This window comes from Pseudomonas sp. RIT357 (assembly GCF_000632245.1).
GTDB classification, from domain to species: Bacteria; Pseudomonadota; Gammaproteobacteria; order Pseudomonadales; family Pseudomonadaceae; genus Aquipseudomonas; species Aquipseudomonas sivasensis.
Map to the genome: position 1 here is coordinate 255,828 of NZ_JFYX01000023.1, position 19,895 is coordinate 275,722.

Consider the following 19,895-nt stretch of genomic DNA (forward strand, 5'->3'; position numbering starts at 1 on the left):
TGGTGAAAAAATCGTCAGTTTGACTGCGAGCCCCGCTCCATGGGCCTTTGCGCGAGTTTAAGGTAGGTTGTCCACTGAGTTATCCACAGCTTCTGTGGATTGTCCCAAGCGCTTGCTCTAGCACGGGCGTGCACGGTTTTTTGAGCTTTACCTGTACGAAAAAAAGAGTAGAGTGGCGCGCCTTCCGTTCTGTCCCACAGTGCTTTATGAAGTTTCGCTCAGTATCACCTTCTGTTACCGACACCCTACAGACTGTTACCGCACCCAAGCGCTTCTCATTGAAAGTGGCCCTGTGGTTGCTCGACAGCCCGCGCCTGGGACACAGCAGCAACGTCAAACACTTCGCCGGACGCTTGCTCAAGCAGCCGGCTCGTGAAGGCGTCGTCGCCGCACAAAGCCGCTTGGGCCAATTGATGTGCCGTGAATGCGGCAATGCCCGCGACCGCCGTATCGGTCACGACCTGCTGCGCATGGCCGCCCGTGCCGGTGACCTGCGCGCCCAACGCGAACTGGGCCAGGTCGAAGACTGAGCTGTCTTCCCGCCCTATGCTTGGTTAACCTTGCTCCTTTTCGGTGATGGCAGAAATGGCTATGGCTTTTGACTGGACCAGTATTGCCCTGGGCCTTGCAGGCGCTGCAGTGCCGTTGTTGGCCGTGTGCTGGCAGCTCCAGCGGCGGTTGACCGCGCGCACCACTGGCTGGGAATTGCTTGAAGAGCGCCTGGCCACTGCGCAACTGGCCCAGGAAGGCCTCGCCGCGCAACTGGATGCCAGCCGCGATGAAATCAGCGACCTGAGCCAGGCCAACGCCGCCAAGCAGGCCGACCTCGCCGCTGTGCGCCGCGAAGTCGAACTGCTGCAGATCGACCGTGATAACGCCCGCGACGCCGCCCACGCCTGGAACCTCGACCGCAGCGCAAAAGACACCGAATTACGGCGCCTCGACGCCCTGGCGGCCGGCTTGCGCGCCGAACTGCGTGAGCAACAGGACAGCCATCAACAGCGTCTGACTGACCTGCAAGGCTCGCGAGATGAGCTGCGCGCGCAGTTCGCCGAATTGGCCGGCAAGATCTTCGACGAGCGTGAACAGCGCTTTGCTGAAACCAGCCAGGAACGCCTCGGACAGTTGCTCGATCCGTTGAAGGAACGCATACAGTCCTTCGAAAAGCGTGTGGAAGAGAGCTATCAGAACGAGGCGCGTGAGCGTTTTTCCCTGGCCAGGGAGCTTGAGCGCTTACAGCAACTGAACCTGCGTCTGTCAGACGAAGCCACCAACCTGACCCGCGCCCTCAAGGGCCAGAAAACCCAGGGCAACTGGGGCGAACTGATCCTTGAGCGCGTGCTGGAACATGCGGGACTGGAGAAGGGGCGCGAGTACCAGACCCAGGTCAGCCTCAAAGGGCCGGACGGCGAACGCTTTCAGCCGGATGTGCTGATCATGTTGCCTGGCGACAAGCAGGTGGTGGTGGATTCCAAGGTCAGCCTGACGGCGTATCAACAGTACGTTGCGGCTGATGATGAAGTGATTGGCCAAGCGGCGCTGAAACAGCACGTGCTGTCGCTGCGCAATCACGTCAAAGGCTTGGCCGGCAAGGACTATAAGCGCCTGGAAGGCCTGCACAGCCTGGATTTCGTCTTGCTGTTCGTGCCGATCGAAGCGGCGTTTTCCGCTGCGTTGCAGGCCGAGCCGAATCTGTTTCAAGAGGCCTTCGACCGCCATATCGTGATCGTCAGCCCTACGACCTTGCTTGCGACACTGCGGGTGATCGATAGCCTGTGGAAGCAGGAACGCCAAAGCCAGAACGCCCGGGAAATCGCCGAGCGCGCTGGTTGGCTGTATGACAAGTTTGTGCTGTTTATCCAAGACCTGGACGAAGTGGGCAACCGTCTTCAGCAGTTGGATAAGGCCTACAGCGCCGCGCGAAACAAGCTGACAGATGGACGCGGAAATCTGGTCAGCCGCACCGAGCAATTAAGGCTGCTGGGTGCTCGCGCGAGCAAAAGCCTGCCGGCGGATTTGCTGGAGCGGGCGATGACCGATTCAGACGGCGTCGCACACCTTCCCGAATAAACGCAGCGCTAAATGTGGGGGGGCGCATCCGGTTTATAGAGGTAAGTGTCGACTCAGCAACGCCCGCAACGCCGCCGGCTTCACCGGCTTGGCCAGATAGTCCAAGCCAGCCGCATGCACCTCGGCAACCATCTCCGGACGGCCGTCGGCACTGATGACCACACCGGGAATAGGCTCCGCCAACTGCGCGCGCAGCCAACCCATCAATTCAGTGCCGGTTTCTCCATGATCCAAGTGGTAATCCACCAGCGCCAGTTGCGGCCGCACCCCTTCGGCTAACAACGCCGCGCACTGCGCCTGGTCGGTGGCGGTCCACACTTCGCACCCCCAGCGCGTCAGCAGGCTGCGCATGCCGATCAGGATGCTTTCTTCGTTATCCACGCACAGCACTTGCGCGCCGCTCAATGGCTGGCCGTTATCCGCTGTCGGCTTGGGCTGCGGGCTGGCCTGGTTGCGCGCCAGTGGCACGCGCACGCTGAACACGCTGCCTTTGCCCGGCCACGAGCGCACGCTCAGACGATGGCCCAGCACCCGGCACAGGCCGTCGGCAATCGCGAGGCCCAGGCCCAGGCCTTTCTCGGCGCGGGTCTGATGGCTGTCCAGGCGCTTGAACTCTTCGAAGATCACCTTCTGTTTATCCTGCGGAATACCGGGGCCTCTGTCCCACACCTCCAGGCACAACTCGCCCTTGCGCCGGCGTACGCCAAGCAGCACCGGGCCGTCGGCATAACGGAAAGCGTTGGTCAGGAAATTCTGCAGGATTCGTCGCAGCAGCTTGATGTCGCTGTCGACCCGCAGGCGACTACCGCGCAGGCGGAAGCGCAAACCTTGCTCCTGGGCCAGTGCCTTGAATTCCGCGCCCAAAGTGTCGAACAGCTCGTTGAGCACAAAGGGTTGGCGTTGCGGATTGATCTTGCCGTTTTCCAGGCGCGAGATATCCAGCAGGTCGCTGATCAGGTCTTCGGCGGAGCGCAGCGAACTGTCCAAGTGCTGCACCAGTTGCCGGGCTTCGCTGGACAGGCCGTCGTTCTGGTGGGAGAGGGCGGCTGAGAACAGGCGGGCGGCGTTCAATGGTTGCATCAGGTCATGACTGACGGCTGCGAGAAAGCGTGTCTTCGACTGGCTGGCGGATTCGGCCACGCCTTTGGCATCGGTGAGCGCCACATTGAGCTGCGACAGTTCATGGGTACGTTCGGTCACCCGCTGCTCAAGGCCCTCGTTCGCTTCGGTGAGCGCCTGCTCGGCTTCGCGGAACGCGGTGATGTCAGTGAAGCTCATGACAAATCCACCACCGGGCATCGGGTTGCCAATCAGCTCAATCACCCGTCCATTCGGGAACAAACGCTCGGAGGTGTGCGCGCGGCCCTGGCGCATCCAGTGCAGGCGTCGCGCCACATGCACTTCGGCCTCGCCCGGGCCGCAAAGCCCTCGCTCGGCGTTGTAGCGGATGATGTCGGCGATTGGCCGGCCGACGCTGATCAGCCCGTCGGGGTAGTTGAACAGTTCCAAGTAGCGTCGATTCCAGGCCACCAGCTTGAGCGACTGGTCGACGACGCTGATGCCCTGGGTAATGTTTTCGATAGCACCTTGCAGCAGCGCGCGGTTGAACTGCAGCACTTCCGACGCTTCATCGGCGATGCGTACTACGTCCTCCAGCTGCATTTCCCGCCCTTCAATCGCAGCTTTTACCACCGCACGCGTCGAAGAGGCGCCGAGCACACCGGCCAACAGGCGTTCGGTGTGGGCGATCCAGTCGTTATCGGCATTCTGATTGGGGTTGAAGCCTTTGCCCTGGCGGTAGGCAAAGCGGATAAAGCTCTGCTGGGCACGTTCTTCACCAACAAAACGTGCCGCCAGGCTGAGGAGGTCGCTGATCTGTACCGACAGCATTGAGCGGGCGTTGGCGCGTTGGCTGATTTCCTGGCCGATAAAACGCCCGGCTTGCCAGTGCTCCGACACCCGCGTGCGCGACAGCATCGACACCCACACAAACAGCGTGAAGTTACCCGCCAGGGAGAACACCGTGCCCAGGGTCAGCGAGGTGACGGATAAACCCAACGGGTGGGAATGCATCCACGTCAGCCCAGGGAAAAGGCTGAGGGACCAGCCCAGGCTTTTCGCCGTTACGGGTAGGACCAATGTGTAGAACCACAGGAATGTACCCGCCGCCAGGCCGGCAAACACACCGCGGCGGTTGGCCTGCTTCCAATACAGCGCACCAAGCATGGCCGGGGCGAGCTGGGTCACGGCGGCAAAAGCGATCTGTCCGATAGTTGCCAGGCTTGCCGTAGAACCCAGTAAGCGGTAACTCACGTAAGCCAACAGCAAAATGATCACAATGCTGACCCGGCGCACCGAGAGCATCCAGTGGCGGAACACCTCGAACGGGCGCTCTGCGCTGGAACGGCGCAACAGCCACGGCAGCAACATGTCGTTGGAGACCATGGTCGACAGTGCGATGCTCGCCACGATTACCATGCCGGTGGCCGCAGAGGCGCCGCCGATAAATGCCAGCACCGCCAACGCCGGATGGGCTTCGGCCATGGGCAGGCTGATCACGTAGGAGTCCGGCAATACGGAGCCGGGCAGCAGCATCTTGCCGCCGAGAGCGATGGGGATGACGAACAGAGCGGCGAGGATCAGGTAGGCGGGGAATACCCACTTGGCTACGCGCAGGTCCTGCGGGTCGATGTTCTCTACCACCGTCACATGAAACTGTCGGGGCAAGCAGATGATCGCCATCATCGCTACGCCGGTCTGCACCACCATTGACGGCCAGTTGACGGTCTCCTTCCAGTATTCCTCCAAGCGTGGCGCGAGCATTGCCTGGCTGAACAGGTCGCCGAAACCGTCGTAAAGGCCGTAGGTCACGAACGCGCCCACTGCAAGAAAAGCGAACAGCTTGACCAGGGATTCAAACGCAATCGCCAGCACCATGCCACGGTGGTGCTCCGTGGCGTCGAGGTTGCGCGTACCAAACACGATGGTGAACAGCGCCAGGACCAGGGACACGATCAGTGCCGTGTCCTGGGCCCGCGTGCCGGTGGTATCGGCGCCCGCGCCGATCAGCAGGTTCACCCCCAGCACGATGCCTTTGAGTTGCAGGGCGATATAGGGCAGCACGCCCACCAGGCAGATCAGCGCGACCACCACTGCCAGGGACTGGGATTTGCCGTAGCGCGCGGCAATGAAGTCTGCGATGGAGGTGATGTTTTCCTGTTTGCTGATCAGAATCATCTTCTGCAGCACCCAGGGTGCCAACACAAGCAACAGCACCGGTCCCAGGTAGATCGGTAAAAACGCCCACAACTGTTCGGCGGCTTGGCCTACGGCGCCGAAGAACGTCCAACTGGTGCAATACACCGCCAGAGACAGGCTGTACACCCAGGCGCGCACGCGCGGCGGCAATGGCGCGCGACGGCGGTCACCGTAGAAGGCAATGGCAAACATAATGGCCATATAGGCCAGGGCAACGGCTGCAATCAGCCCGCTGGACAGCGTCATGGTAACTCCGAGCATAGAAACACCCGGGTATTCCTGCCCCGGTTGGACAGTCTCGCATGATGGCTGAGGTTAGTCAGTGTCGACCAAGGTCGTGTGGGATCTAATGTCGCAGGGCGGCACTTAGCGCGGTGGCAGGGTTTTCTGGCGCAGGATGTAGATCGTGACCAGTACCGCACTGGTCAGCATGAACCCGCGTGCCCACGGCAGCGGCACCAAGTAGCACGAGAGGCCGATGCTCAGCCACATCAAGCCAATGGCGTAGACCTTACCCTTGAGTGGGATGCCATTGCCGTCCAGATAATCGCGAATCCAGGGGCCCAGGCGCGGATGTTCCACCAGCCACTGGTAGAAACGCGGGGAGCTTCGAGCGAAGCAGGCGGCGGCGAGCAGGAGGAAAGGCGTGGTCGGCAATACCGGTAGGAAAATGCCGATTACCCCCAGCGCTACGCTTAACCAGCCGATGGCCAGCAGCACGTAACGCAGGAGGAGCGAGCGATTGCCCATGGGTGTCACGGGCAAGGGACTCAGTGGTGACGAGGCTTGAGGATCGCCGGTTTTTCGTCTGGGGCGTTGCACAGCAGGTACAGGGCGGTCAGGGCTTCCGGGATCTGTACGATCATGTCGTCCATCAGGTTGGCGTCGGCGGCGATGTCGGAAAACTCAGCTTCTTCTTCAAACAGCCCCGAACCGACCATGATCGGCAGCAGCATTTCGCTGACTTCTTCCTCGGCGGTTTCGAACCAGGCAGCTTCACGCAGGAACACGCCTTCCATGAAACCGATGCACCAGCCGCGCAGGTCGGAGTCGTCCGGATCTTCGCCCAGGTCCAGCTCGCATGGCAGTTCGAATTCCTCATCGGAGGCCAGTTGGCGAGCGATGTGGGCCTTGAGGGCCAGCAGGGTGGATTCGATTTCTTCGCGCTGGGCGTCGTCTGCGTAATGAGGCTCTTCAGCGAATAGCGCGTCAATCCATTCACGGTCGGGAACGACGTCGGAGCAGATCGAAAGGGCGGTCAGGTAGCCGTGGGCGGCCACATAGTCCAGCGCCTCGTCATGCAGCTCATCGGCGTCGAGGAAGGCTTGCAGGCGGGTTAGTTGCTCAGCGAAGGACATTGAAGGACTACCTTGGGAATAAACGATGCTGAATTCTAGGCGTTCTTGCGCGCCCAAGCCAGTCGGCATGCAGATTTGCCCGGTTTTAGAGACGGGCTGCAATTCGTCAGCGGCGCCCTTTGCCGGATGGTGCTCGGGTATACTGCCGCGTTTTGTGATGCCCCAGCAGGCCAAGCGCCAGGTCGAGAAAACTCCACTTACGGATTATTTTCCGTGAGGTCGGATTTTTTCGACCAGCCTGTACAGAGGGATTTCGGCACTATTTTGTTGGAGTTATACATGCTCGATCAGGCTCAACGCGTCCTCAAGGACATCTTCGGCTACGACAGCTTTCGTGGCCGCCAGGGTGCGATCATTGAGCGCGTGGCCAAAGGCGGTGACGCCCTGGTACTGATGCCTACCGGCGGCGGCAAGTCGTTGTGTTTCCAGGTGCCTGCATTGTTGCGCAACGGGCTGGCCGTGGTGGTGTCGCCGTTGATTGCATTGATGGACGACCAAGTGGCGACCCTGGAAGAACTTGGTGTCGCCGCCGCCGCCTTGAATTCCACCCTCAGTGCCGAGCAGCAGCGTGACCTGGCCGCACGCATCAAGCGCGGTGAAGTGAAAATGCTCTACCTGGCCCCCGAACGCCTGGTGCAGCCGCGCATGCTGGCGTTTTTGCAGAGCCTGGAAATTGCCCTGTTCGCCATCGACGAAGCTCACTGTGTATCCCAATGGGGGCACGATTTCCGCCGCGAATATTTGCAGCTGGGTCAACTGGCGGAGCTGTTCCCGGACGTTCCGCGCATCGCCCTGACCGCCACCGCCGACAAGCGCACCCGCGAAGAAATCGTCGAGCGCCTGCACCTGCAGAACGCCGAGCGTTTCCTGTCGAGTTTCGACCGACCGAATATTTTCTACCGCATCGTGCCCAAGGAGCAGCCGCGCAAGCAGTTGCTCGCGTTCCTCTCTGAACGGCGCAGCGACGCGGGCATTGTCTATTGCCTGTCGCGCAAGAAGGTCGATGAGGTGGCCGCGTTCCTCTGCGAGCAAGGCTACCCGGCGCTGCCGTACCACGCCGGTCTACCTAATGAAACGCGCTCCGCTCACCAGAAGCGCTTCCTCAACGAGGAAGGCCTGATCATGGTGGCGACCATCGCGTTCGGCATGGGCATCGATAAATCCAACGTGCGTTTTGTCGCCCATATGGACCTGCCAAAATCCCTTGAGGCTTACTACCAGGAGACCGGGCGTGCTGGCCGTGATGGTTTGCCGGCGGATGCGTGGATGGTCTACGGCCTGCAGGACGTGGTGATGCTCAAGCAGATGTTGCAGAACTCCGAAGGCGATGAACGGCACAAGCGCTTGGAGCAGCACAAACTCGACGCCATGCTCTCGTTGTGTGAAGAGACTCGCTGCCGCCGTCAGACCTTGCTGGCGTATTTCGACGAAGACATGCCGGAGCCTTGCGGCCATTGTGATAACTGCATCGATGGCGTGCAGACCTGGGACGCTACCGAGCCCGCACGCCAGGCGTTGTCGACCATCTACCGCACCGGTCAGCGTTACGGTGTGGGCCATCTGGTGGATGTGTTGCTGGGTAAGGACAACGAAAAAGTCCGCAGCTTCGGTCACGAAAAACTCTCGGTCTACGGCGTCGGTAAAGCCCGCGCTGAGGGCGAGTGGCGTTCGCTGTTCCGCCAGATGGTCGCGCGCGGCCTGGTGGATATCGACATTGAAGGCTACGGCGGCCTGCGTCTGAATGACAGTTGCCGCCCGCTGCTCAAGGGCGAGGTCAGCCTGGAACTGCGTCGCGACCTCAAACCGCAAACCACTGCCAAGACCAGCACCAGCCAGGCCAGCCAGCTCGTGCGAGGCGAGGAGCGCGAGCAGTGGGAAGCCTTGCGCACCCTGCGGCGCAAATTGGCACAGGAACACAGTGTGCCGCCTTACGTTATTTTTCCCGACTCCACCTTGCTGGAGATGCTGCGCGAGCAGCCCACCACCATGGCCGAGATGGCGCGGGTCAGCGGCGTCGGTGCACGCAAACTGGAGCGCTATGGCCAGGCGTTCCTCGAAGTGCTCGGCGGCCAGGCCGAAGCACCGAAGGAAATCGCCGACATTCGGCACGAGCTGATCAGCCTGGCGCGCGCTGGCATGACGCCGATCCAGATCGCGGGCCAACTGCAATGCTCGGAGAAAAACGTCTACACCCTGCTTGCTGAATCCATTGGCAAGCAGCAGTTGTCCCTGGAGCAGGCCCTTGATTTGCCGGAAGATTTGCTCGGTGAAATCCAGGATGCATTTCTCGACGGAGAAGGCGAACTGCCACCGGTAGCCGAGATTGCGCCACTGTTCACAGGACGTGTTCCAGAGGGTGTTTTGTACTGCGTGCGGGCCGCTTTGCAGTCTGAATTCGAAATTTAGTGTGCCAATTACGACAATGTAACGATTCAGTTCATAGCAACTCTTGCCTAGTGGCATGGCTCATGCTTAGCTGGCTAATAATTAGCCACACTTTATTTTCAGTCTAACCCATGAGTTTTTTATGCCGTTAACCGATCAACACCGATTTGGCATGCAGCTGGCGCAAATGTCCCGAGGTTGGCGCGCCGAGCTAGACCGCCGTTTGGCGGGGCTGGGCTTGTCCCAGGCGCGCTGGCTGGTGCTGCTGCACTTGGCCCGTTTTGAAGAAGCTCCCACTCAGCGTGAGCTGGCGCAAAGCGTTGGCGTAGAAGGGCCGACCCTGGCTCGCTTGCTCGACAGTCTCGAAGGCCAGGGCCTGGTGCAACGCCAGGCAGTGGTTGAAGACCGCCGCGCCAAGCGCATTCTGCTGTGTGACACCGCGCGGCCGCTGATCGAACAGATTGAAACCATCGCCACTGAGTTGCGTCACGAGCTGTTCGTGGGCGTGGATGAAGCGGATTTGAGCGTGTGCATGCGCGTGCACGGGCACATCCTGGCGAATCTGGAAAAGTCCTGAACCCAAGTGCAGTGAAGATCAACGTGTGGGGGGCTTGCTGCGGTGAGCGGGGCAAGCCCGTTCACCACAATTAGCCGCTCCAACACTGATTCAGCGTTGTCTCAGAACGTCTGCCCCAGGTTCAGGTACACCGCCTTCTGATTATCATCGTTGAACCCGTAGCTGAAATTCAGCGGCCCCAACGGTGTATCAAACCCCAGAAAAATACTCGCAGCGTTTATATAACCGCTGTCGAACTCATTGTCGTTGTTCCATGCCCGGCCCCGCTCCAGAGACGCGCCCAGGTACAACGGGAAATCCAACGGTAAGTACGAGCGCGGCGTCAGTCGGCGGTAGTACACCGCGCGCATCAGGCTGATGTTCTGCCCGGAAATCGCATCCTGGCGGAAGCCTGACAACTGTCGTGCACCGCCCAGCAGGAAGCTGGAAATCACCACATCGGAATCATCCAGGGTGCGCCCATACCGGCCGCCCAGCACCAGTGTGTCCGGGCCATGGCTCATGGCCTTGTCCAGCTTGAATTCCCATTGTCGATAGCGCTGGTCCGAACCCAGTCCCGGTTCGAACTCGCGGTAGGCTAGGCCGATGTCCTCACCGGTGTGCGGGAAGTACACGTTATCCAGGGTGTCGAAGGAGTACTTCAGTTCATAGAAACCTTCGCTGAAGCTCACACTCGGCAGGTCGCGGTCGCCAATGCGCACATCCGCCTTGCCCCAGGCCTCGCCGACACCGAAGCGGATCTCGCCGCTGTTGCCGATCTGCCGCCCCACGTTCAGGCCGAAACCATAGCGTTCCAGGCGGTATTCGGAGATGGGGTCGTTGTCCAGAATCAGCTCGACGTTCTGCGCCTGGGCGCTGAGATAGGGCGCGATGAAGTAGCGCGAGCCAGCGTCCATCGGTTGATAGAACTCGCTGTACAACTCCTGCCGATCACCGATCTGCACGCGGGTCAGCCACTCGGCGCCGAGGCGATTGATGCCGTTCATGCGGTAGCTCGCGCCGAGGTTGAAGGCGCTGTCGCCGCGCATATCGTCCGACAGGTTCAAGCCCAGGCGCAGGTAGTCGGTGCCGCTGCGCTTGCCCCGCGCGCTGATCACCAAGGTGTTGTCGTGGCCTTTTTTCACCACGCGGTATTGCACCTGCTCGAAGTAATCCAGGCCGTACAACGTGCCCATGTCGGTTTGCAGACGGCCAAGCTCCAACGGTTCGCCCAACGGTTGGCGGATGTAGTAGCGGATCACGTCGTCGCTGACTTTCGAGTCGTTCTCCAGCTTGATCGCGGTGATCACCGGAGTCCGCTCGCCCGGAGTCCGCGCGGCCACCAGTTCGGGGTCAACCGGTTCGGCGGGGCGCAAATGGGCCAGGCGCAGGTCGAGGGCGCGGGTGGCGCGGTAGCCGGCGTCGATCATGTCTTTGGCGCGGCCGAAATCGGTCACGCCAAAGGCGGACAGTGGCGGCTGGATCAGTACGTCCTTGGGATTGAGGGCCTTAAGCTGTTCTTCTGAGTTACGCCGGGTCATCAGGGTGATGGACTGGTTGAGTACATCTACCACGGTCGCGAGTTGCTTGCGTGAGCGCAGCGGGGTGCCGATGTCGACCACGATGGCGATGTCCACGCCCATCTCACGCGCCACATCCAATGGGATGTTATCGGTCATGCCGCCATCCACCAGCAGCCGGCCATCCAGCTCCACAGGGGCGAACACCGCCGGGATCGACATACTGGCGCGGATTACCTGGGGCAGGTGGCCCTTGCGGAACACTACTTTTTCGCCGGTGGTGATGTCGGTGGCCACGGCGCGAAAGGGGATCGGCAGCTTGTCGAAATTACGCGTGTCGCTGCTGTGGGCGAACATGCTTTCCAGCAGCAGCGCCAGATTCTGGCCCTGGATCACGCCCAGGGGCAGGCCGAGGCTGCCGTCATCGCGGAAGCTGAGCTTCTGCTTGACCAGGAAATCCCGGTCATCCTGCTTGCGCCGAAACGGCACGTCTTCACGCGGCGGCGCGTCGGATAACGCCTGCTGCCAGTCGATGCTCAGGGCGAGCTTTTCCAGCTCGTCGATCTTGTAGCCCGAGGCGTATAACCCACCAATCACCGCGCCCATGCTGGTGCCGGCAATGGCGTCGATATGGATGCCCTGTTCCTCCAGGGCCTTGAGCACGCCAATGTGCGCCAGGCCGCGGGCGGCACCGCCGGACAGCACCAGGCCGATTTTTGGTCGGGGTGGTTCAACGGCGTCGGCAAGCAAGGGGACGAGGCACAGAAACAGGCAGGACAGCAGGCGGCGCATCAGGAATCTCAGGGCTGGGCGATAAAGGCCGGTATTATAGCCACTCGATCCTCATCACTCGTCATGCCAGGAACTTGTCAAATGATGTCCGTCAGCAAACCCGAGATCGTTATCACCTATTGCACCCAGTGCCAGTGGCTGCTGCGCGCCGCGTGGTTGGCTCAGGAACTGTTAAGCACCTTTGCCGATGACCTGGGCAAAGTGTCGCTGGAGCCAGCGACTGGCGGCGCGTTTCGTATCACCTGCGATGGCGTGCAGCTTTGGGAGCGCAAGGCTGACGGTGGTTTCCCTGAGGCCAAGGTGCTCAAGCAGCGCGTGCGCGATCAGATCGACCCGCAGCGTGACCTGGGGCACAACGACCGTACACAGTGAAGGTCACCGCCATCGGCTGACGGTGACTGATGGAGGCCGCTACTTGGCGGCCATTTTGCTTTTGATGAAGCCCACGACCCACGTCAGCACCAGGCCTCCGACGCCGCCGCCGACAATATTGCTGCCGACCGCCGCCACATCCAGCGCCTCACCGCCCGAAGCGCCCGCCAGCGCCGTCACTATCTGGCCCAGTACAAGCCCGCCGACACCGCCCAGCATGGTATTGAGCCCGGTCCCCAGGCTTTGTTTGGTCATGCCGGCCAAATTGCCGCCGACGGCACCGCTGATGATTTGAACCAGTAAGCTGATAAACATTTCCATGATGTAGCCTCTGCATCGCGTTTAAGGAGTGACTACTCGCTTGCAGCAACTGCAGGGCACACCAAGGCTGTCGTCGAGCGGTCAGTTATCCGTTGAACGACTCCAGACTGTTGCGGATGTTTAAAGTATAGATCAGGTCGTTGCAGTCGGCTGTTTGGCCTGGCTGGCGCTGCCCATCAGCCCTGAGAGCACGATGGCGACGATGATCAGCGCGCCCCCCAGCAGCATGCGCAGCGTCGGGGTTTCGGCGAACAGCAGCCAGGCCGCGGTAATGCCGTAGACCGGCTCCATGGCAAATACCACGGAGGCGGTACGCGCCTTGATTACTGCGAGGCTGGCGACAAACAGGCTGTGGGCCAAGCCTGTGCAGAACACGCCTAGCAGGCCGATCCACAACCAGTCCAGCGCACGCACATCTGCCAACCCCGGCGCGGCCACGGGCAACAGGCACACCGCAACGACCACGTTCTGGCACAGGGCTGCCTGTACGGCAGGAATGCGCCCGGAGCTGGCACGGTTGTTCAGCGACAGTAAAGAGAACAGCAGCCCCGACGCGATGCCCCACAGCAGGCCGCCGGTGGCTTCGCTGGCCAGGTTGAAGTCCGGCGTCACCAGCACCAGGCCAACGGTAACCAGCGCCACCAACACGACTTCATTGGCGCGGATACGCTCGCGGAAGATCAGTCCTTCAAGGATCACGGTAAACGCCGGAAACGCCGTGAACCCGAGCGTGGCGACGGCCACGCCAGCGACTTTGACCGCCATAAAGAACGTCACCCAATGTGCGGCCAGCAACACGCCGCTGACCAGCAGGCGTTTCCAGTCGCGCAGTTCCAGCGTTTTCCAGGGTGCGTTGCTGACGAAGCGCGCAAACACTGCCAGGGCAATCACGGCAAATGCGGCGCGACCGAATACGATAATGGCCGGTGAGGCGGCCGCCAGCTTGCCGAATACGCCGGTAAGGCCAAACATCAGTGCGCCGATATGCAGGGCGCCGAGGGCTGAACGGGGAGTCATTGCGATCCTTGAACCAACGGGAGTGACAGGACCGCAGTCTAGAGGGTGCTACTGCGCACGTCTGTCGCGCAGCTCGCGATTTTTAGCGCCAGCCTCGCCCTATGTCGAGCGCCGCAACGCGCCGGGAGAGGCGCCAAACTCGCGCAACATAGCGGCTGCAAAGGCACTTTGAGAGGTGTAGCCGACACGCTCGGCGATTTCACCGATGGGCAATGGCGTTTCGCGCAGCAGGTTCAGGGCCAGTTGCAGGCGACGGCTGCGGATGTAATCCATGGGTGTTTGGCCGCACTCGGTCACAAAGCGCGCATGCAGGCGCGCCACCGACAGGCCGGCAATCCGCGCAAGGTCGGCGACCTGCAGCGGATGGGCGACGTGGCGCTCTATATGCGTATTGAACGCCGCATACGGCAGGCGCCGGCCAAGTACCGGTTGGGCCAGTGAATGATTGAGGCTGGCCAGCAACAGCACCGCGCCCTGTTGCACGATCAGTGGGTCATCCACCGGACTGTGGGCCAGCCATTGCACCAGTTGGTGTTGTCGCGAATCCAACGCCAGGCGCGCCGGTTGATCCAGCAAGCGGCGGCTTGCATCAGCGTGTTCACCCAACGATTGCAGCACCCAATGCTCCGTGGGCACATCCAGCACCAGGCAGCGGCTGCCATCGCGACTGCCGCAGGCATGGTGGGCAGAGAAGGGCAGGACCATCACGCTGCTTTCACGCACCTGGCTGCCACGGCCATCGACTTCCAGGTCCAGATGACCGGACAGGCCGAACACCAACTGCGCATGTTCATGGCTATGGGCGATGGGCGCTTCGAGGTAGTGGCGCAGGGTGAGGGTCGGTCTCATCGCGGTCTCCTATGCAGGTCGCCAGTCTACAACGCTTCGCGAACACCGAGCGTTGTCATCAGACTGACGCACAGTTGTCATGGGCTATTAATCGCTATGGCGCAAGCTCGCGAAAACAGCGTCGAGTGATGCCCATGACCAGTGCCGAGTTCACCAAGCCCAGCCGCAAGCAACGGGTACGTACCCTGTGGATTTCCGACGTGCACCTGGGCACCCGGGATTGTCAGGCCGAACATTTGTCGCAATTCCTCAAGGGGTACCACGCCGACAAGGTGTACCTGGTGGGCGACATCATTGACGGCTGGAAAATGCGCGGCGGCATGTATTGGCCCCAGGCCCATACCAACGTAATCCGTCGCCTGCTGACCATGGCCAAGCGCGGCACCGAGGTGATCTACGTCACCGGCAACCATGATGAGTTCCTGCGGCGCTATTCCAAGCTGATTCTGGGCAATATCCAGTTGGTCGATGAAGCAGTGCACGTCACCGCCGATGGCCGGCATTTGTTGGTGATCCACGGTGACCAGTTTGATGTGATCACCCGTTATCACCGCTGGCTCGCATTCCTCGGCGACTCTGCCTACGAATTCACCCTCACGTTGAATCGCTGGTTGAATCATTGGCGTGCGCGGTATGGCTACGGCTATTGGTCGTTGTCGGCGTATCTGAAGCACAAGGTCAAAACGGCCGTGAGCTTTATCAGCGATTTCGAAGAAGCCATCGCCCATGAGGTGACCAAACGCGAGTTGCACGGCGTGGTGTGCGGGCATATCCACCATGCGGAGATTCGCAAAGTGGGCGAGGTGGATTACCTCAACTGCGGGGATTGGGTGGAGTCGTGCACGGCATTGATCGAGCACTGGGATGGGAGTATCGAGTTGTATCGGTTGGCGGACGCGCAGGCGAAAGAGGCGCTGCTGAAAGCCGAGATGGTCGCCAACTGAAGGGTGTACTCGGTCAAAATGTGGGAGGGGGTTTGCCCCCGATGAGGGAGTGTCAGCCAGTACACCTGTCACTGACCCACTGCCATCGGGAGCAAGCCCCCTCCCACATTTTCAGTCCCGGTTTCGTCAGTTGGATACGTCGGCGATGGCTTCGGCCAGGAGTGTCAGGCGTGTCGCATCAATACCCGCCACGTTGGCTCGCCCCGAACTGACCATATACACGCTGTGCTTTTCCCGCAGTTGCTTGACCTGCTCGGCACTCAAACCGGTATAGGAAAACATCCCGCGTTGTGCGCCGATGTGCGCAAAGCGCTCCGATAAACCATGGGGCGCCAACGCCTCCACCAGTCCGGAACGCAACTGCGCGATCCGCGCACGCATGGCTTCGACTTCCTCGCTCCACTGCTTTTTCAGCTCGGCATCACCGAGGATAGTCGCGACCACTGCCGCACCATGGTCCGGCGGCGTAGACCACAGATTACGCGCGATATTCGCCAGTTGGCTGCGTACATCCGTCAGCTTCTCGGCGTCTGCAGCGCACACGATCAGCGCGCCAACACGGTCGCTGTACAGGCCGAAGTTTTTCGAGCACGAGCTGGTGACCAATACTTCCGGCAACTCTCTGGCAAACAAACGCACCGCCCAGGCGTCCTGCTCCAGGCCATCGCCGAAGCCCTGGTAGGCGAAGTCGATCAGTGGCAGCAGTTGGCGCTCGCGCACGATCTGCAGCACGTGGCGCCAGTCATCCTGGGACAGGTCGAACCCGGTGGGGTTGTGGCAGCACGCGTGCAGCAGCACCACATCACCTTTTGGCACGGTGGAAAGGGTCGCTAGCATCGCCTCCACATCCAGGCGGTTGTCGGCGCCTACATACGGATAGTGGCTGACCTTGAGCCCGGCCTTGGCAAAGATGCTTTCGTGGATTGGCCAGGTCGGGTTGCTCAGCCACACGCCGCGTCCTGGAAGGTTATGAGCGATGAAGTCGGCACTGAGGCGCAAAGCACCGGTACCACCCGGGGTTTGCGTGGCGCCGGCCCGGCGTTCACGGATAAGTGCAGAATCGGCACCGAGGACCAGCTCGCTGATCAATGTGCCGAACGCTGCATTACCGTGGCCGCCGATGTACGTCTTGGTGGTTTGGGTGTCAACCAGGCGCTGTTCGGCGAGCTTCACTGAATGGGGAATCGGCGTCAGGCCCTGATCATCTTTATAGACGCCCACGCCGAGGTCGAACTTGTTCGGGTTGGTGTCCTGGGCATACAGGTCCATCAGCCCGAGGATCGGGTCGCTGGGCACGCGGCCAATGGCATCGAAATGCATTACTTGCGGCCCTCGGCGTCCTTGGCCACTTCGTCGGTGCGCGCGGCCATGATGAAGTCGTTGCGGTGCAGGCCTTTGATGGAGTGGCTCCACCACGTCACGGTGACTTTGCCCCATTCGGTGAGCAGGCCCGGGTGATGGCCTTCGGCTTCGGAGATTTCACCCATGGCGTTGGTAAAGGCCAGGGCGAATTTGAAGTTCTTGAACAGAAAAACCTTTTCCAACTGCATCACGCCGTCGCGGACTTCGATGTTCCAGTCTGGGATCTGCTTGAGCAGCACTGGCAATTCTTCATCGCTGACTTGTGGGGCATCGGCGCGGCAGGCTTCGCAGTGGGCTTGGTTCAAGGTGGTCATGTGGTGGTGTCCTGAATTCGAGTGTCTAAAAACGGTCGTCAGTGGCGTCACCCTAAAGCAACGCGGGGCCAGGGAACAGACTCACCTGGCCTTAAAAGCCACGGTTCACGCGGCCTTGGGTTTTGGCGGGAATTTCGGCGCATGCAACCCAAGCTGCATACCGCGCTCGACCATGCCCATGATGTCTTCCTGCGCGACTTCGAACAGGCGCTTGAGGTTGGGCAGTACGAAATACAGCGGTTGGAGGATGTCGATGCGATACGGCGTGCGCATCGCTTCCAGCGGGTCGAAGGCCTGGTGCTCGGGCTCGTCCGACAGGCAGTACACGCTTTCCTTGGGCGACGACAAAATCCCGCCACCGTAGATGCGCCGACCCTCGGGCGTATCCACCAGGCCGAACTCGATGGTCATCCAGTACAGGCGCGCCAGGTACACCCGTTGCTCCTTGCTGGCCGCCAAGCCGAGCTTGCCGTACGTGTGAGTGAATTCGGCGAACCAGGGGTTGGTCAGCAGTGGGCAGTGGCCAAAGATCTCGTGGAAAATATCCGGCTCTTGCAGGTAGTCCAGTTCTTCACGGGTACGAATAAAGGTCGCCACCGGAAATTGCTTGTTAGCGAGCAATTCGAAGAAGGTCTGAAAGGGGATCAGCGCGGGGACCCGGGCCACTTGCCAGCCGGTGGTCTCGGCCAGCACTTTATTGATTTCGCCCAACTGTGGAATGCGGTCCAGGGGCAGGCCAAGTTTGTCGATACCGTCCAGGTATTCCTGGCAAGCGCGGCCTTCGATCACTTTCAACTGGCGCGTGATCAAAGTGTTCCACACCGCGTGTTCTTCCGGCGGGTAGTGGATAAAACCTTGCGCATCGGGCTCGCGGGCCACGTAGTGCGTCTGCTTCATACGGCTCTCCTGCTAGGCATTCGTTCTTGTTATGTCCTGCGATGAACCTATTGATAACCCGCGTGGAGCAGGATTCCATCTGTCTGTGACCGGATCTTGTAGGAAAAAATACCGATTTTCGTAAAGTAATCGTTACGCTTGTGTGGTTCATCGCGCCGTTGGGCTGTGAAAAGCACATAAGCTGTCACATAATCTTGACGACTATCTGCGCCCAGTGACAAAAAGACGCGGCGCCTACCCACTTTTTCGGGCCCTTTCATGCGTATCAAAGTGCACTGCCAAAACCGCATCGGCATATTGCGGGACATTCTCAATCTGTTGGTGGAGTACGGCGTCAACGTCGCCAAGGGCGAGGTCGGTGGTGAGCATGGAAATGCCATTTACCTGTTTTGTCCGAACCTGGTGAACATGCAGTTCCAGGCATTACGTCCGCAGTTCGAAGCCATTGCCGGGGTGTTTGGCGTGAAAAGGGTAGGGCTGATGCCCAGCGAGCGCCGGCACATGGAGCTCAATGCCTTGCTCGGTGCGTTGGAGTTTCCAGTGCTGTCCATCGACATGGGCGGCTCCATTGTCGCCGCCAACCGCGCGGCGGCGCAGTTGCTCGGGGTGCGCGTGGACGAAGTGCCGGGCATTCCGCTGTCGCGCTACGCCGAGGACTTCGACTTGCCGGAACTGGTGCGCGCGAGCAAGTCGCGGATCAATGGTCTGCGGGTCAAGGTCAAGGGTGACGTGTTCCTGGCGGACATAGCGCCACTGCAATCCTCCGAGCACGACGACAGCGAGGCCATGGCTGGCGCCGTGCTGACCCTGCACCGCGCCGACCGCGTGGGCGAGCGCATCTACAACGTGCGCAAGCAGGAACTGCGCGGCTTTGACAGCATCTTCCAAAGCTCCAAAGTCATGGCGGCGGTGGTACGTGAAGCCCGGCGCATGGCGCCGTTGGACGCACCGCTATTAATAGAAGGCGAAACCGGCACTGGCAAAGAACTGCTGGCCCGCGCCTGCCACCTGGCCAGCCCCCGTGGGCAATCGCCGCTGATGGCGCTCAATTGTGCTGGTCTGCCGGAGTCGATGGCTGAGACCGAGTTGTTTGGCTACGGCCCCGGTGCGTTCGAAGGCGCGCGGGCCGAAGGCAAGCTCGGGCTGCTGGAGCTGACGGCGGGCGGTACGTTGTTTCTCGATGGCGTGGGGGAAATGAGTGCGCGCTTGCAGGTGAAATTGCTGCGCTTCCTGCAGGATGGTTGCTTCCGTCGCGTGGGCAGTGATGAGGAGGTGTACTTGGATGTGCGGGTGATCTGCGCAACCCAGGTGGATTTGTCCGAACTCTGCGCCCGTGGCGAATTCCGCCAGGACCTTTATCACCGCCTCAACGTGCTGTCGTTGCACATCCCACCACTGCGCGAATGCCTTGATGGGCTGGGGCCGTTGGTTGACCACTTTCTTGACCAGGCCAGCCGTCAGATCGGCTGCCCACTGCCCAAGCTGGCGCCGGCGGCGATGGAGCGACTCAGTCACTACCACTGGCCGGGCAATGTGCGGCAGTTGGAAAACGTGCTGTTCCAGGCCGTGTCGTTGTGCGAGGGCGGGACGGTCAAGGCCGAGCATATTCGCTTGCCGGATTATGGCGTGCGTCAGCCGCTTGGCGATTTTTCCCTGGAGGGTGGGTTGGAGGCGATCGTCGGACGGTTCGAGAAGGCGGTGCTGGAGAGCCTGTATGCCGAGCACCCGAGCAGCCGGCAGTTGGGCAAGCGGCTGGGGGTATCGCACACCACCATCGCCAATAAGTTGCGCGATTACGAAATTCTGAAGGCTGATAAATAACCTGTGTGGTTGGGGGGCTGCTTCGCAGCCCGGCGTGGGGCAAGCCCGCTCACCACAGC

The 19,895-nt window shown here is 60.8% G+C and carries 17 protein-coding genes; 7 read left to right on the plus strand and 10 right to left on the minus strand.

Going from position 1 to position 19,895, the window contains the following annotated elements; all coding sequences use genetic code 11:
- The first annotated feature begins 206 nt into the window (after positions 1–206).
- Both BW43_RS11425 and rmuC read left to right on the plus strand, forming a co-directional pair.
- Positions 207–530 (plus strand): hypothetical protein, encoded by a 324-nt coding sequence (locus BW43_RS11425; RefSeq protein ID WP_032887821.1) that lies wholly within the window; start codon positions 207–209, stop codon positions 528–530.
- A 61-nt stretch (positions 531–591) separates the two neighbouring features.
- A complete protein-coding gene (gene rmuC / locus BW43_RS11420) occupies positions 592–2,070 on the plus strand; it encodes a DNA recombination protein RmuC (protein ID WP_032887823.1) in 1,479 nt (492 codons plus the stop codon).
- 33 nt (positions 2,071–2,103) lie between these two features.
- Here rmuC and BW43_RS11415 read toward each other — a convergent pair whose 3' ends face one another.
- From BW43_RS11415 to BW43_RS11405, 3 genes are all read right to left on the minus strand, one after another.
- Positions 2,104–5,574: a PAS domain-containing hybrid sensor histidine kinase/response regulator gene (locus BW43_RS11415; protein ID WP_032887824.1), complete on the minus strand. Its 3,471-nt coding sequence runs from the start codon at positions 5,572–5,574 to the stop codon at positions 2,104–2,106.
- 120 nt (positions 5,575–5,694) lie between these two features.
- Positions 5,695–6,078 carry a YbaN family protein gene (locus BW43_RS11410; RefSeq protein ID WP_032887826.1) on the minus strand — a complete coding sequence of 128 codons (384 nt, stop codon included), beginning with the start codon at positions 6,076–6,078 and terminating at the stop codon, positions 5,695–5,697.
- A 20-nt stretch (positions 6,079–6,098) separates the two neighbouring features.
- Positions 6,099–6,686 (minus strand): YecA family protein, encoded by a 588-nt coding sequence (locus BW43_RS11405; protein ID WP_032887828.1) that lies wholly within the window; start codon positions 6,684–6,686, stop codon positions 6,099–6,101.
- 279 nt (positions 6,687–6,965) lie between these two features.
- Between BW43_RS11405 and recQ the strand changes: the two genes are divergently transcribed.
- Positions 6,966–9,092 carry a DNA helicase RecQ gene (recQ, locus tag BW43_RS11400; protein WP_032887830.1) on the plus strand — a complete coding sequence of 709 codons (2,127 nt, stop codon included), beginning with the start codon at positions 6,966–6,968 and terminating at the stop codon, positions 9,090–9,092.
- 121 nt (positions 9,093–9,213) lie between these two features.
- Positions 9,214–9,648, plus strand: coding sequence for a MarR family transcriptional regulator (locus BW43_RS11395; RefSeq protein ID WP_032887832.1), 435 nt, complete (start codon positions 9,214–9,216; stop codon positions 9,646–9,648).
- A 101-nt stretch (positions 9,649–9,749) separates the two neighbouring features.
- On the opposite strand, the gene BW43_RS11390 is transcribed toward BW43_RS11395, so the two are convergent.
- Complete coding sequence (locus BW43_RS11390) at positions 9,750–11,939, minus strand: patatin-like phospholipase family protein (protein WP_032887834.1); 2,190 nt, start codon at positions 11,937–11,939, stop codon at positions 9,750–9,752.
- An 84-nt stretch (positions 11,940–12,023) separates the two neighbouring features.
- Here BW43_RS11390 and BW43_RS11385 point away from each other — a divergent pair, with 84 nt between their 5' ends.
- A complete protein-coding gene (locus BW43_RS11385) occupies positions 12,024–12,311 on the plus strand; it encodes a SelT/SelW/SelH family protein (protein WP_032888088.1) in 288 nt (95 codons plus the stop codon).
- 39 nt (positions 12,312–12,350) lie between these two features.
- On the opposite strand, the gene BW43_RS11380 is transcribed toward BW43_RS11385, so the two are convergent.
- From BW43_RS11380 to BW43_RS11370, 3 genes are all read right to left on the minus strand, one after another.
- On the minus strand, positions 12,351–12,632 hold the full coding sequence (locus BW43_RS11380; RefSeq protein WP_032887836.1) for a hypothetical protein: 282 nt from the start codon (positions 12,630–12,632) through the stop codon (positions 12,351–12,353).
- A 132-nt stretch (positions 12,633–12,764) separates the two neighbouring features.
- On the minus strand, positions 12,765–13,649 hold the full coding sequence (locus tag BW43_RS11375) for a DMT family transporter (RefSeq protein WP_032887838.1): 885 nt from the start codon (positions 13,647–13,649) through the stop codon (positions 12,765–12,767).
- Positions 13,650–13,748: 99 nt separating this feature from the next.
- The gene (locus BW43_RS11370; protein WP_032887840.1) at positions 13,749–14,498 is read right to left on the minus strand and encodes a helix-turn-helix domain-containing protein; all 750 of its coding nucleotides are present in this window, start codon (positions 14,496–14,498) and stop codon (positions 13,749–13,751) included.
- 134 nt (positions 14,499–14,632) lie between these two features.
- Between BW43_RS11370 and BW43_RS11365 the strand changes: the two genes are divergently transcribed.
- Positions 14,633–15,442, plus strand: a complete 810-nt coding sequence (locus BW43_RS11365; RefSeq protein ID WP_032887843.1) for a UDP-2,3-diacylglucosamine diphosphatase — start codon at positions 14,633–14,635, stop codon at positions 15,440–15,442.
- Positions 15,443–15,568: 126 nt separating this feature from the next.
- Here BW43_RS11365 and BW43_RS11360 read toward each other — a convergent pair whose 3' ends face one another.
- The 3 genes from BW43_RS11360 to phhA form a co-directional block, all read right to left on the minus strand.
- On the minus strand, positions 15,569–16,762 hold the full coding sequence (locus BW43_RS11360) for an amino acid aminotransferase (protein ID WP_032887845.1): 1,194 nt from the start codon (positions 16,760–16,762) through the stop codon (positions 15,569–15,571).
- The gene (locus BW43_RS11355) at positions 16,762–17,118 is read right to left on the minus strand and encodes a 4a-hydroxytetrahydrobiopterin dehydratase (protein ID WP_010208721.1); all 357 of its coding nucleotides are present in this window, start codon (positions 17,116–17,118) and stop codon (positions 16,762–16,764) included. Before BW43_RS11355 ends, BW43_RS11360 begins: the two co-directional genes overlap by 1 nt.
- Positions 17,119–17,223: 105 nt before the next feature.
- A complete protein-coding gene (phhA, locus tag BW43_RS11350) occupies positions 17,224–18,015 on the minus strand; it encodes a phenylalanine 4-monooxygenase (protein WP_032887847.1) in 792 nt (263 codons plus the stop codon).
- Between the two features lie 258 nt (positions 18,016–18,273).
- Between phhA and BW43_RS11345 the strand changes: the two genes are divergently transcribed.
- A complete protein-coding gene (locus BW43_RS11345; protein WP_032887849.1) occupies positions 18,274–19,836 on the plus strand; it encodes a sigma-54-dependent phenylalanine hydroxylase transcriptional regulator PhhR in 1,563 nt (520 codons plus the stop codon).
- Positions 19,837–19,895 lie beyond the last annotated feature (59 nt).

Excerpts from the sequence above, each read along its gene's own strand:
- BW43_RS11360 (WP_032887845.1), bottom strand. The coding sequence starts at position 16,762 with ATGCATTTCGATGCCATTGGCCGCGTGCCCAGCGACCCGATCCTCGGG.
- BW43_RS11385 (WP_032888088.1), top strand. The coding sequence starts at position 12,024 with ATGTCCGTCAGCAAACCCGAGATCGTTATCACCTATTGCACCCAGTGC.
- phhA (WP_032887847.1), bottom strand. The coding sequence starts at position 18,015 with ATGAAGCAGACGCACTACGTGGCCCGCGAGCCCGATGCGCAAGGTTTT.
- BW43_RS11370 (WP_032887840.1), bottom strand. The coding sequence starts at position 14,498 with ATGAGACCGACCCTCACCCTGCGCCACTACCTCGAAGCGCCCATCGCC.
- recQ (WP_032887830.1), top strand. The coding sequence starts at position 6,966 with ATGCTCGATCAGGCTCAACGCGTCCTCAAGGACATCTTCGGCTACGAC.
- BW43_RS11355 (WP_010208721.1), bottom strand. The coding sequence starts at position 17,118 with ATGACCACCTTGAACCAAGCCCACTGCGAAGCCTGCCGCGCCGATGCC.
- BW43_RS11425 (WP_032887821.1), top strand. The coding sequence starts at position 207 with ATGAAGTTTCGCTCAGTATCACCTTCTGTTACCGACACCCTACAGACT.
- BW43_RS11375 (WP_032887838.1), bottom strand. The coding sequence starts at position 13,649 with ATGACTCCCCGTTCAGCCCTCGGCGCCCTGCATATCGGCGCACTGATG.
- BW43_RS11410 (WP_032887826.1), bottom strand. The coding sequence starts at position 6,078 with ATGGGCAATCGCTCGCTCCTCCTGCGTTACGTGCTGCTGGCCATCGGC.
- BW43_RS11345 (WP_032887849.1), top strand. The coding sequence starts at position 18,274 with ATGCGTATCAAAGTGCACTGCCAAAACCGCATCGGCATATTGCGGGAC.
- rmuC (WP_032887823.1), top strand. The coding sequence starts at position 592 with ATGGCTTTTGACTGGACCAGTATTGCCCTGGGCCTTGCAGGCGCTGCA.
- BW43_RS11380 (WP_032887836.1), bottom strand. The coding sequence starts at position 12,632 with ATGGAAATGTTTATCAGCTTACTGGTTCAAATCATCAGCGGTGCCGTC.
- BW43_RS11395 (WP_032887832.1), top strand. The coding sequence starts at position 9,214 with ATGCCGTTAACCGATCAACACCGATTTGGCATGCAGCTGGCGCAAATG.
- BW43_RS11405 (WP_032887828.1), bottom strand. The coding sequence starts at position 6,686 with ATGTCCTTCGCTGAGCAACTAACCCGCCTGCAAGCCTTCCTCGACGCC.
- BW43_RS11390 (WP_032887834.1), bottom strand. The coding sequence starts at position 11,939 with ATGCGCCGCCTGCTGTCCTGCCTGTTTCTGTGCCTCGTCCCCTTGCTT.
- BW43_RS11365 (WP_032887843.1), top strand. The coding sequence starts at position 14,633 with ATGACCAGTGCCGAGTTCACCAAGCCCAGCCGCAAGCAACGGGTACGT.
- BW43_RS11415 (WP_032887824.1), bottom strand. The coding sequence starts at position 5,574 with ATGACGCTGTCCAGCGGGCTGATTGCAGCCGTTGCCCTGGCCTATATG.